This is a genomic window from Lactobacillus sp. UMNPBX15 (genome assembly GCF_002553785.1).
Lineage (GTDB): Bacteria > Bacillota > Bacilli > Lactobacillales > Lactobacillaceae > Lactobacillus > Lactobacillus crispatus.
Genome location: NZ_PCYV01000023.1, coordinates 22,507 through 35,950 on the forward strand (window position 1 = coordinate 22,507; position 13,444 = coordinate 35,950).

Genomic DNA, 13,444 nt, shown 5'->3' on the forward strand with positions numbered 1-13,444 from the left:
TTTTCTTCCTTTCGTAAAATAGTTTTTAATTTAGTGCTTAATTCGAGTCCCTTCAATAACATAGAAATATGGGTCTCCTGCTTTATTGCTTGATAACGCAAAAGCACGACCATTCATTCGAGAAACCTTATCAACAATTTGATTCCAAATTGCATTAAGTCGACTTTGACCAGTTGGCGTTTCAGGAATACGAATTTTTACTTCGATTTTATTTTTCTTTACCTTAACTTTTGACATTTTAATGTAAGAATTAAATTTGTAAGCTTCATTGTATGCAGCGCTCTCTTTAGGAAGATTATCAAGCGGCTGTTCTATAAAACTTACTAATTCTCTTTTCTGCGTCCAACTAAGGTAACGATAGTAGAACGAACTTTTTTGTTTCATAGTATTTTCTCCTTACTTGTATAATAAGTTGGACATAGCAAAGGCAATACCTGGTAAGGGTGTTCATCATCAATTACTTGAATCAGTCCTGTCCCCTTGCCTGTAGGAATTACGATGCCTTCAGGATCAAGATCAGGGAACAAAAATTGCGTTGTTTTGCGGTTGATATTACCCAACTGAATTAATACATTCATTTGCTCACGCACAGAAGTTGGAACACTAGTATGATCAAAGCGTTGACTTACTAGTACTAAATGTACATGAGTTGCACGTCCTAATAATGCAATTTGTGATAAGAGAGCAAAGAAAGTATCTTTAATATTCTTATTAACACCTTCTGAAAGTGCCAGAACTTCATCAATTACTACTGTCACATGCTTAAAAGTAGTATTCGGATTATTAAAAAGAGCTTGTTGCCTCTTATGAATTAACTTCAAACATTCACTTAAGACATCGTTAATCTGTGCTACAAAATCAGATTTTGAACGATCTGTAGCAGGATAAATCACCCTAACGCCATTAGCCTTAGCCCAACGACTTGGTTCATCCATTTTTGGATCAACTACTATTAGATTTTTTATCCCACCTTCATCAACATGCTTTAAAGATTCCAGTAGGTAGGTTAAAAAGTACGACTTACCAATCGTCAACCAGATCCTGAATTTCCAGCGATTGCAACGCTTACAGTTTTGTTGTAGTCAATACTCAAATCTTTCATAATTTGAATCTTGCTACCATTTTGAGCAGTAAAATCTTCAAGATTAGTAACTACTAAGCGCCTTGAAATTCCTTCTTTCCAAGGGAAATATAAGGCTCTTTGTACATGAATATCACGTGTATCTATTGGCACAAAGTACGCTGTATTTTGCTTTAAAAGTGTATAACTTGGATAAAGCGAAACATTCAGGATCTTGAAAATATGCTGATAAAAGTTATCATCGATTAAGTACCCCGCGGGCATCCGCGGAATAAACTTAATCCCACCTTTATCCAAGTCAATGGAAAAGCTGTTGGTATAACTACTCTCGCCTTGCATGTCAGAACCTAGAGCCATGTCAATGCTTTGAGTAATGTACCTTTTAAGTTCATCAGTATTCATCTTATTTAACTTCCTTTACGTCATCAGCCTTAAAGTACACATCGTATCGAGTCTGAAAAGCGGTGATGTTGTCAAAAGTTACAACCGACATGTACTTTGGCAAAGTTACCTTTTTAGGGAACTTTACTTGAAAGTACTCCGCACCGTCTTGGGTAAAACCAGCTTTGTAACTAGCGATTTTATCTGTAGGCTTACCATCTTCCCAAACATATTGAGCTACTGGCTCTGTGCTTAATGAGTAGATAGGTTTGTTCTTATCTAAGTTTTCCCATACAGCTTCTACACTGTAACTACTTCCGTTGTTTTTTCTTCTCATGATTTGTTTCCTTCTTTCTAGTAAGGTGTTATTTGTTTTCCTTACTGTCACTAGTTTCGCACAATGTTAACTTCCCAAAATCTGGTCCTTTGGGAAATACTGGCACTATTTTTTGTTGTTCTGATAGTCTTTTTAAGAACTATCAGGAAATTTTGAGGTATTATCGGGAAAAAAAGGCACCAAGATTTTTCTTGGTGCCTTACTATCCACAATACCAATAAAGTGGATTTTGTAATTTGAGATCATATTTTGAATATCCTCTATATATTATTCGCTTACCTCGAATTTGAACCGTATGAAGTTCTCTTAAACAATAATCCTTTATATAACCTGCTTGATCAAATTCGGTGTAACGATGCTGTAGACCATTTTGAAAAGTAATCTCTAATTTGGTTAGTTGCAAACTTTGGATCAATTGCTTTTCAAAGTCTGAATTAATTTGTTCATACTTCTGTAAGTCAGTTTCTGTTATCTTAGGAAGCCAATCGTAAGCCATTTTATCAGCTACTTCAGCTGCTTCATTATCAAGGTGATCAAAATCTATAGATCGCATTTTATTTTGAATTTCAGTTACAATAAGACTTCTATCCATTCGATTTTTACTTATATTCGAGAGCTGTCTACTCTGTATTGCATCATCACGCTTTTTTAGTGCTTGATCATTCATGGTTATGGATCTCTCAATAACGTAATTTTCTAACAACCGCATTAAAGTAGGTACACTTTGATAAGAGATTAAATATTGTCTTTTATCATTAGTTTGTTTTACATAATCAATGCCGTTTTTCTGTTCTTTAATAGTAAATGTAATCTTCTTTTTTAACGAATCTTTTAAGTTCGCATTATACTTTGATACAACCCCACTATTATTATTGTTCTCAAATAACTTATATTTCTTATCAAAAATCTTAATGACTTCACTAATCGAAACATAATTAGAATAATCTTCAAAATTTTTCAACGCCATTTTTAGCAGTCCTTTCCTTGAAAACAAAAAAGGCAGCTAAGCATTTCGCTTAACTGCCTTTTTACCAAATATAATTTCTTCTAATTGTTAGCCATATACATTACAGCATTTTCAGCTATAAGATACTCAAAAATTTCATCATTATCCAAAGGATAATCCTGGCATTCAATGTCATCAGGCCATTCAATGCCATCATCTAAAGGTAAGTCAACATTTCTTTCTTCATTAGTTTGCTTTTGAGTCATCGTAAAAATCTCCTTAATTAAAAATAAAAAAAGAGGGGGTAGCCCGGCAAATGCTTAGCTACCCCCCCGATACTGATAGTTTTGTGTAACCGCTTTACTAGCGGGAGAACAAAAAAAGGGACGCTTCTAAATGTAAACTTCGTCCCTTTTTCCTCTTTTTCGCTTGGATGCTACGTTTTCGCAGCTCCCCGATTCCTATGTGGTCTCGCGTTGCTCGATCATTATAATCTCAAATCTCCTTTCAGTCAATAGTTTTTTTTTTTTACAAAGAAATTGGGGACAAGAGAAAAAAAGCAATGGAGAAAGAGAAAAAAGAAGTTTTGCAGTGGATGAATGCACTAGAGATATCCAAGAAGATAAAGAAGAAGTTTTGCAGTGGATGAATGCACTAAAGATATCCAAAAAGATTATGATAAAAAGTCTTGCAACGACCAAAACAAGGTCGCACTAAAGATATCCTTAATAAATAATTATTTTGTTAACTTATGCTTATCTGCCATGAATGTCATCTGCTAACAAAATAATTATTTTTGAATGTCCCTTTTCCTCAGCAATTGCTGGGTTCTTGCCCAAGTATGGATCAAGCTTAGTATCACGGTAAGTGTTACTCTTTGAGTAGTAGCCGTGATCAGTGTCAACACCTGTGAGCTTATCTGCATCAAGCCCTGTCCAAGTTTGTACAACTGGAGCAGTTTCGCCTTGGCCTAAGCCGTTCTTTAATTGCAATGTCTTCTTACCAGCATCATAACCATTAGTCTTAAGCCATGCACTAACTGGTTGACCGCCTTTTTCACTATCGAAGTTGGTCTTTTCGGTTGGGTCAACGGCTAAGCCTTTAACCTCGCCGTACAAGTTGTAATCCATCTTCTTGCCATCGTCGAACTTGTTGTAGTCAAGCTTTGGATCGTTTTGATCTTCAATGCCTGTACCAAAAGTACCACGGTCAATCATGTCGTAGTAGGCATAAATGTTTGAAAGGTGAATACCAACTTCATTAGGAATTGCAGCTTGACTGCCAGTGTAGTTAACTTGCTCATCGCCGCTAACATGTAAATCACTATCTGAGAAGTCAGCGTGACGACTACCTGCTGAGTGACCAGCAAAGTTTACTTGTCCTGTGAAGCTATCGCGCATATTCTTAAGTTTAGCATAATCTTTGAAGAATCTAGTTTCTGGAGACCACTTAGTGAAGCTCCAGTAAGTCTTACCAGACATCTTTTGCTTATCAACTGGTTCATTACCATTAAACTTCTGTTCACCAATGTAAGGACTTGCAGTTGCAAAGCCTGATTGAGTGAAGTCTGGGTTTTGAAGTAAACTCTTATCGTGCACTAACTTGTTGTTAGCACGAAGCATATGAGTTTCGCCACGTTCAAATCTAGGTTCCTTGAAGTTGTTTGCTACATTTAAAGTAGAAATCTTCAAGTAGTTAGGAACTTGAACCATAATTGCTGTAGTTACAGCAGTCTTATCATTACGCTTGTGATCTACGTAGTGACTCTTTTCAAGATTAGTGTCCCATTTGGTATCATCATCTTGAATAATTACTTGCTGAGTATCAAATAATTGAACACCCATGTTGAAGTAATCAGTACGTTCATCTGTGTGATCACCATAACGAATTGTTGCAGTGTTTGGAATTCTCAAGTATGAATTTTGGTCTACAGTATCAGTTTCATTGTTGTAAATCATTTGACCACCCATAGCATCTGATTTATCGCCTTTGCCTGAGTAGTAATCTGACCAATCGGATTCATGATTTACTTTAACTGAATATTGAATAACTACTTTAGAACCCATTACATCTTTACCACCACTAACTTGTGCATGTAAAGTGTGCTTATCTGAGCCACTCGTTGAAACGCTCAAACCTTTAGAATCACTAGCTCCAATACTTGACAATTCAAGTTCAGTATTTTCAGGCATTGGGTCAGTTACACTAAAGCCTGAGTTATCAGCGTTACCAATTTCGCCAGTAATTTCATAAGTTAAACGATAATCATCGCGTGGATCTAAGACACTTTGTGGATCTTGTGATTGGCCTGTAGTCATATCATAAACGCCTACTAAAGTTTTAGCATTACTACTTGGCATTGCTGGTAAACCAAAACTTACAGTATTTGATTCTAAGTTTGGCCAAGTATGATTATCATTTGTAATATGAGTTTCTTCCTTATTGTCTGCTGCTGTAGTAGTTGATTTCATGGTTTGTGGTGGATATTTGGCTTTAATAGTCATTACAATGGTTCCACCATTTGCAACATATTTTTCTAGAGCTGATTTATCAGCTATCCATTTAACATCATTGCCATTTACTTGCTTATCACCCTTAATTGGGCTTTGGACATCAACGCTTTCAACCTTTAAGTGTGAATCAACATTATCATGCAACTCAATATTATTGTATTTGTTGCCGATATCTACGCCGCGAGTACCTAAGTCTTGCGTAATTGTATAAATTACTTCATCGTTAGGATTTAAGGTGGTTACCTGTGCATCTCCAGCTTTACCAGTGTATGAAGCATCCTTGGTTGGAGGTGGTGGTGATTGCAATGGAGTTAAGTAATTAGTAACTTTATTAGTCTTGGCCTTCATAGTACCATGATTTGAAGGTTCTTTCTGTTTACCACTATCATAACCGTCAGAGCCAGTTTCACGACTTGAAACTTTTTGAGTTACTTTAGTTTCCAAACTAGCACTATTATTTACAGGAATCTTTCTATTTTCTTGTGCATCATTATTCTTTGCACGAATTCTAAATCGTACATATAATGATGAATTACCAGACTTAAACTTACTATATAATGGACTATTCTTATCAATAGTAATCTTTAATTGATTGCCTGAAATAGAAACACCATCAGTGACTTTTTGCAAGCTACCAGTTGAAGTACCAACTCCGAGATAAGGCTTTACCAAGTGATCGCCTTCCTTGATGGATTTAGCAGCTAAGCGACTATCAAATGTATCGGTAATCACAATCTTAGAAATTGAAGATTTACCTTTATATGATACATGGTGTATATTTGGAGTACCATCAACATTGTCGCCAACATATTCATCATGGTCTTTCTTGCTAATTTCATTATCAGAAGGCTTGTCACCAACTTTAGCTTCAGGACTTGGAAGCTTAAATTGTAATTGGTAAGTTAACCATTGATTTGGCAGAATATCGCCTTGATCATAGTTATGCTCATCATCAATTTGCCAAGTGTTAGTGCCCGGTGCTTGTACATAAACACTTTTAGCACCTTGCGTATCAGTTACTCTTGGTAAAGGCTTTGGGTGTGTACCACCTTCACCAGGAATAGTTCTTGCCCAAGTAGTCTTAGTACGTAAGGTCTGATCATTTTGAGTAATAATAGCAACATTAGGAATGGTTGCCATCTTCTGCATACCATAACCCTTGAAAGAGGTACCAACATTTTCTGTCCTAGAACTTGATGAATGCTCTTCTTTATTTATAGTAGTTGTTGTCGTAGTTGAACCATCAGCATTCTTTACAGTTTTAACTTGTACAGCATCTTTAGGATCTTTACGAGAATTTTCAACCTTAGCAGCTTGATCAGCAGTTAAGTTAAAGGCTGTCTTATTTTTATCAACAGTAACAGGAATAATCAAACGAACAAATTTGTTACGAATTGAATGAGTTGAATCTGTTGTACTTAAAGCTGCTTCGGAACCATCTTTGATGGCTCTAATAATATGAGTACCATCTTTACCAACTTTATTACCATCTTTACCAGCAGTAAAGTCCTTAGTTAAATCACGAACAGGACCTTTTTCTTCTTGTGTTGCAAGAACTTTAATGCCGCCAGTGTTAACTTTAAGGCGTTTATCTACAATATCTTCGAAACCTAAGTTTTTAATAATACTGTAGCCTTTATGCTTAGTAGCTTGATTCCAAGCTCTAAAATCTGCTTGACTAAGTTCTGCAATTTCATTCTTACCATGACTAAATGAAGCTTTACCGGCAGCAAAAGTACCAGCACCCCAATTTACCTTGGTTTGCAAAGCATAATAGAATGTTTGTCCAGCTTTAACAGGCTTAGTCAACTTAGTAGTCCATTGTGATGTTTTCCAATTCTTAAAGTCTGGTTTGTCAGTAGTTGAAACAAGCTTACCAGTAGAACCATCTGTACGATCGTCTTTTGAAGCTGCCAGATTGACGTTGTTCCCAATTGAGAACCAGTTACCATAGTATTCCATGTCTTTTTGACGAGAATTATTTACAGCTGGAATACTATCTGCAGAAAATGGTTTTGCATTTGAAGTTGGTTTATTAAAAGCTTTTAATTTACCTTTGCCAAAACGGTCAAAATTAATTAAAAAACTACTACCATTCACAACAGATGTCACACCACCACGTGGATCATCATTATCTACAGTACCTTGTTTATCAAAAATATCACGCTTCTTATTTTGATCATCACGAATTCCGGCAACATAACCAGTAAAATTACCTGAACGACGTTCACGAACAAGTGATGGCCCAATATTCTTATTTACTTTCTTATTACCAACATATAAGTCAGCTTTAGCGCCTTTAACTTTTAAAGCTTGGCCATAGTCAATATCCCAAAATGACATTGGACCATTATAGCTCATTGGTGCACCTGTTTTATGGTTGATAATCTCAAGCTTAAATTGGTCAGTACCACGACCTAAATCCCAAACACCAATTGACTTACCAGAAAAGGCTAAAAATCGACCATCTGCATGTTTTGGATTTACAACAATACGTTTACCATTTTTAACAGTCCAGCCAGATTTACCACCTTTAGACCAAGATTCATGGCCCATTGCATATCTAGCAATATTTGAACTTTGGTTGTTGCCGCCTAGATAAGTTAAGCGAAAATCGACAGGGGTCTTTTTATGAGTCCGCATATCATAGTATGTACCAGCACCAAACTTCTTATTTTTATTGGTGTAAAACATCCCAATTTGACCAGCACCATGGGAATCATCAGGCTCTAAGTGCCAATATTGATTGCCGAAACCGGTCGTGGTAGCCTCTTTAAATGTGCTATTCTTGGCACCACGTTCAAAAAGATAAATGTCACGGCCATCTTTCTTTAAATGGCGCCAGCCAAGCTTACCTTTTTTACCGCCAAATGGTAATCCAACAAGTGGACGCTTTTTATTTGACCCACCATTATAAGTAAGCCAGCCTTTAATAGTAAGCTTACCAGCATTTGAGCCCAGCGCGTTTTCATGATAAATACCATTACCCCAAGGAACTGGATAAGACATATCTAGTTTATTAGGTAACTTACCATGTACTTTAGGTCTGCTGCCTTTTCCTCCAGATTTCTTTTTAGAAGGACCAGGCTTTCTTTCAGAAGTACCAAGCGGTGCAGCTTTACCACCAGAGCCACCTTGTTTAGCTCTCTTCTGCATTTCACTGCGTGAAACTGCGAGAACTTCTTCAGCGGGAGCGATAACCGGTCCAATAACTCCACCTAGTAAACCAGCGGTCCCGATTAACATCGAAGCTTTTTCAAGTTTACTATAAAGCGAAGTCTTATGGTGCGTCTTACCACGTACCCGCGGTTTGGTTAATACTTTATTAACCAAAAGTATCACTTCTTTCTATTGCAATAAAAACTAGTTTATCGATTTGTGAAACAGAGTTTTTCCGTTTCACAGTTACTATTTTATAGCAATTTTAAGTTTGTGAATAAAAAAATTGAAGAAGTCTAAACACTGTTCTAAGTAAGAAAGAAGATGATAAGAACAATTCACAAAGTGCTTAAATATCAAACTTATTAATGCAATTTTATATAAAGAATGCACTAATATTTTTCTCGATATTTAATTAATTTTTCCGCAATTAAACATGTAAATTAAAAAGACAAGCTAGAGTTAATCTAACTTGTCTTTTTGTATTATTTTAGAAAGGATTATTATCATGAATATGTATCACAACATAATATTAGGTGTTATCGTAGTTTTAATATTAGAAATGATTGGCACTCAAGTATTAATGCATCATCAAAATTCTATGCCAAAAAGCAAAGTAGAAAACTATTATACAATTCTAGGTATAGTGCTTGGTCTTTGTATACTAATTGGAATTATTTGCTTAGTACGTCTAAAAGTATTATAAACAGAGCCATACAATAACTGTATCTGTTTTAGCTAATAAATGCATAAATAGCCAAGTAATTATAAGTATACTAATCGGCCAAATGCTTATTTTAATAAAATATTTAATAAAACTGAAATATTTTGCTAATTTAGAACTAGCTGGATCATTTAATTGTATATCAGCGGCTAAATAAATAACAAATAATACAGAAAGCAAAATAATCATACCATTAAACTGATTATTTGTTAATTTATCATCAGTAAATAGATTTATTAATAATGGAATAATAATTAATTCTGATGTATCTTTAACAATAATTAATGGCTTTTTATTATCAAATGATTTATTTGTGCATGATAGAATACCAGTATAAAACATACCAATAGCTAATAAAGTGCATACTACTAATACAAAAGTTAATACATTATTGATCGTCATAATTAATTTTATTCTCCCACTCAAAATTCAACACATTTCTATTCAATTTAACCATATGTGTCAAATCATTAATTTGTTTAAAATTAAAAAGACGCCTCAGCGTCTTTTTTTCATCCCCGATTTTTCGTTAATTTTTTACGCTTAAAGCGTTTCTTTTAGGCACTTAAGCTTGCAACGTCCAAAAGGCCTTGAATTATAAAGTAAATTTTTATCCATAAATTCCCCTATTTTTCTGTAAATAAATAAAATAAAAGACTTAAATTTTCTGTATTTGTACAAAAATATGTTTAATATTAAATTATGTGCAAATACGACTAAACCCTTTACTTTTCATCAAATTCAATTCATTATAAGTCTATAATAATCAGGCTTATTTTTTATTCAATAAAATAGGAGATATTAAAAATGTTTAAAAATAAATTTATTAAGTTATTAACTGCAGCAGCCTTTGCTGTTGTAGGTATTAGTGCTACAAGTACTATTTCAAATTTAAATACTTCAACTGTTCAAGCTGCTTATGCACATAATGTAGGTGCATTTCATTATTTAAATAAAAAGCATACTTATAAAACATTAGGATTAAGCGAAGGATTCCCTTCTATTATTAAATTAGATAACGGAAAATTCTATATTGATGATGATAATTTAAATACTACATCAATGGTTAATGGTCCAGCAAAAACAAATGGGTACCGTTATATTAATAATACTAAGTATTATCGCATTCCCGTTAAGAATTCAAATGTTGATACAATTTACGTTGCAGCCAAATACTTCACCAAGAAGTACAACGATATGTCATATTTAACTGTCTACCGTGTAAACAGCAAGATCAAGGCATTATCAGATGATATGGACAATACCGATGATGGCATGTGGTACGGCAAGGGTGATATTATCCTTGTAAATAACTTTAGCCTTTGGAACCACGACAAGTACGTAGATACCATCTCACCAATGCAAGACGGTAAACACAATGCAGACGGTTGGTACGCTCCAGATGGTTCAGGCATTGGTGGTGAACTTACCCACGAAGACTTCAAGAATCACTGCTCAAAGGCTAGTGCAAACACTAAGTACTTGCTCAATCACGGCGAAGATTGGTACACCAACGCAAGTCTTGCTCGCGGCGGCATGTACCACAAGGGCCACTTCTACAAGGTTTACAGCCGTTAATTTATATGTAATATATTAAGCCCCAATTTTTAAGTTGTCCCCAATTTTGGGGAGTTTCTCTTGGTTAAGTATTGGCAACAACATCAACCTAGCCAATTTTGTCCCGCTCGAGGTTCTCGAGGCGGGAGTTATTCTTGGGTTTGATAGGTCAGACACTATGCAGGTATTTACTTGTCCCTCACTTCAGAGGGAGTTTCTCTTGGTTAGCAATCGGAAAAAAAACATCAACTTAGCCGCATTTGTCCCGCTCGAGGTCCTCGAGGCGGGAGTTATTCCGGGCGGAAACAACCAAAGATCCAATATTGTATTTGTCCCCATTCCCAGGGGAGTTATTCCCTAGTTAAATCGATCAACTAGGTTGGGAAATTTGAAAAAGGATAATGCATCAAATGGCATTATCCTTTTTTTCTTTGCGATTCTTTTTAAATACACGAGGCCCTCCAGGCACACGTGCAGCTCGAAGCAGCTCGAAGCACATCGATACATCTCGATATCTCTCGACGTTCCACGTAAATCTCGTTAAACTCCACCACACGTATATACGAGACCCAGCCTGCGGCGGGCAAGCCCGCCTTGTCTGTCTCTCGAATGCGTGTTTAAAAATGTTTAGCTCGTTGAAAAAGTCCAAAATCAATGAGCTTCAACGTGCTGTCTTCAATCAATATCATCAAATCAGTTAAAAAAACTTGATAATCTATTGTTAAGCAAATATTATTTCAGTGCCACACAAAGGATATAGTTAATACTTATTCAAAACAAAAGAGCAACTTACGTTGCTCTTTTTCCTATCTAATCTTCCATTTCCTTGTTTAAACTAGGATGGGCGGTATGTTCCTCCCAGTCATTATTATGAGCCTGTGTATCCCTTATAGCGGCTTCTAGTATCTTCATTCCACGACTTTGCTTAACAGCATTATCTTTATCCTCAGGGAAAATAATTAAGCCCTTATCCAGTTTCAATTTATCTATTTGTGCCCAAAGATCTTTATTTTTCTTTCGGCTTTTTTCATTTTCGAAACACTGTTTAAAATATTGTTGATTGTTAGTATATAACTTTATAGAATCTACAAAACTATCATTCTCACAAAACTTCAAAGCTTCAATTATTGATTTTAATTGCATTCTTGGAGCAGTTAATTTTTTAGCATCTTCACTCTTAACCACTTTACATTTTAGTTCAGTTGTATTTTTAGTACGTAAGTAATAACACCAAAAGCCAATTTTATATCCATCTTTATCGAAGAAATTACTAGTTATTCCTTTGGTATAAATCGTATAACTCATATTTTCACCTATTTAGTCTACATTGTTTCTAATTAATTCAATTATACCCCGTGTTCACGTTGTGCACACAAAAAAACGGGCTTAAAGCCCGTCATATCAACCTTTATTCTACGCTCTGAGTTCATTCAATGCACACACTCTAAAACGTGTGCAGATTATGTGCATTATTTTTCTTTATACAAAAAAATTAACCTTAACTTATCTTCGTAAAACGTTGATAAATCAAGGTTAATCATTAAAAATGAATCTTTCTAATGCTGACTAGAGGGTTCGAACCTCCGACCTCCTCATTACTAGTGAGGTGCTCTGCCAACTGAGCTAAGTCAGCAACTCTTCGTTGTCTTACCCGACAACAGTATTAATTAAACCACATAGACGAGAGCTGTGCAAGTCTTTTTTGAAAAAAGTTCAAAAAAATTTCCCAGACTATAATTTTTCTGCATTTACGTTAAAATAGAAATGATAATAATTGTTGATTATACAAAGGATGAGGACTAAATAATGCAAACTTTAGCTCCAATTACAACCGAATTAGATTGGCTACTTAGAATTGTTGTCGCAGCTTTTTGTGGCGCATTAATCGGCTATGAGCGGGCGATTCAGAGAAAAAGCGCGGGTGTGAGAACTCATATCGTAGTTGCGATTGCTTCTGCTTTATTCATGATCGTATCTAAATATGGATTTACCGATCTATTAAGCATGCATGACATTGCACTAGATCCATCAAGAATTGCGGCCCAGATCGTTACAGGAATTTCCTTCATTGGTGCGGGTACAATCCTAGTTAGAAAAGAACAGGTTTCAGGCTTAACTACTGCCGCTGGAGTTTGGGCAACTGCCGCCATCGGGATGGCTGTTGGTGCTGGCATGTATTTCATCGGTATCCTATCAACCGCCCTATTGTTTATCATTCAAATGATCTTTCACGATGATGTCATTATCAACAAAATAACGCCACATGTTCGTTTTAATATTCAAATTGTGGCTATTAATCAGCATCATATTTTATCTAAAATCAGGCAAGAACTAGCAGATAATCACGTCGAAAATGTTACTGTTAAAATTCTCGACGTGAGTGATGACCACATTGTTTTCTACGTTGACGGAATCATTAATAATAAAATGGATGAGAATTCTATTGTCATGAATCTACGTAAATATCCTGATATTACCCGTATTAGTTATACCCGTGGTGGTATGTAAAATCATTTTAAATCTCAAGCATTAGCTTGAGATTTTTATTTTGGCGCGACAATTTAGTAAAATAGTAATATAGTAAGAAATAATTAACTAAATTAGATCATATTATTAGTCTTGATGTAATAATATGATCTTTTTATTTTCTTTTCGCCTATTTATTGAATACATATGATATAATATTAGTTAAGGAGGTGAAACTATGAAAGCTAATCAAGTAATGGAAATACTTCAAATTAGCCGC

9 protein-coding genes, 1 tRNA gene and 1 pseudogene are annotated in these 13,444 nt (G+C 35.2%); 2 read left to right on the forward strand and 9 right to left on the reverse strand.

Annotation, left to right across the window (positions count from 1 at the left end; all coding sequences use genetic code 11):
- Positions 1 to 30 precede the first annotated feature (30 nt).
- The 7 genes and pseudogenes from CP366_RS06675 to CP366_RS06705 form a co-directional block, all read right to left on the reverse strand.
- The gene (locus tag CP366_RS06675; protein ID WP_089147878.1) at positions 31 to 384 is read right to left on the reverse strand and encodes a hypothetical protein; all 354 of its coding nucleotides are present in this window, start codon (positions 382 to 384) and stop codon (positions 31 to 33) included.
- A pseudogene (locus tag CP366_RS06680) lies at positions 381 to 1,483 on the reverse strand (cell division protein FtsK). The gene CP366_RS06675 and the pseudogene CP366_RS06680 overlap by 4 nt, the downstream one beginning before the upstream one ends.
- Position 1,484: 1 nt before the next feature.
- Entirely contained in the window at positions 1,485 to 1,799 is a 315-nt protein-coding gene (locus CP366_RS06685) for a hypothetical protein (protein WP_087301043.1), read from the reverse strand.
- A gap of 202 nt (positions 1,800 to 2,001) precedes the next feature.
- Positions 2,002 to 2,766, reverse strand: coding sequence for a hypothetical protein (locus CP366_RS06690; RefSeq protein ID WP_089147877.1), 765 nt, complete (start codon positions 2,764 to 2,766; stop codon positions 2,002 to 2,004).
- Positions 2,767 to 2,846: 80 nt separating this feature from the next.
- Positions 2,847 to 3,011: a hypothetical protein gene (locus CP366_RS10715; protein WP_158227346.1), complete on the reverse strand. Its 165-nt coding sequence runs from the start codon at positions 3,009 to 3,011 to the stop codon at positions 2,847 to 2,849.
- Positions 3,012 to 3,500: 489 nt separating this feature from the next.
- Positions 3,501 to 8,591, reverse strand: coding sequence for a hypothetical protein (locus CP366_RS06695; RefSeq protein WP_089147876.1), 5,091 nt, complete (start codon positions 8,589 to 8,591; stop codon positions 3,501 to 3,503).
- Between the two features lie 526 nt (positions 8,592 to 9,117).
- Entirely contained in the window at positions 9,118 to 9,543 is a 426-nt protein-coding gene (locus tag CP366_RS06705) for a hypothetical protein (protein ID WP_089147874.1), read from the reverse strand.
- A 405-nt stretch (positions 9,544 to 9,948) separates the two neighbouring features.
- Between CP366_RS06705 and CP366_RS06710 the strand changes: the two genes are divergently transcribed.
- The gene (locus CP366_RS06710) at positions 9,949 to 10,719 is read left to right on the forward strand and encodes a hypothetical protein (RefSeq protein ID WP_089147873.1); all 771 of its coding nucleotides are present in this window, start codon (positions 9,949 to 9,951) and stop codon (positions 10,717 to 10,719) included.
- Positions 10,720 to 11,508: 789 nt separating this feature from the next.
- Here the strand turns inward: CP366_RS06710 and CP366_RS06715 are convergent.
- A complete protein-coding gene (locus tag CP366_RS06715) occupies positions 11,509 to 12,003 on the reverse strand; it encodes a hypothetical protein (RefSeq protein ID WP_089147872.1) in 495 nt (164 codons plus the stop codon).
- Between the two features lie 255 nt (positions 12,004 to 12,258).
- Positions 12,259 to 12,331 (reverse strand) — tRNA-Thr (locus CP366_RS06720).
- Between the two features lie 173 nt (positions 12,332 to 12,504).
- On the opposite strand from CP366_RS06720, the gene CP366_RS06725 reads away from it, so the two are divergent.
- A complete protein-coding gene (locus CP366_RS06725; RefSeq protein WP_061205003.1) occupies positions 12,505 to 13,206 on the forward strand; it encodes an MgtC/SapB family protein in 702 nt (233 codons plus the stop codon).
- Positions 13,207 to 13,444 lie beyond the last annotated feature (238 nt).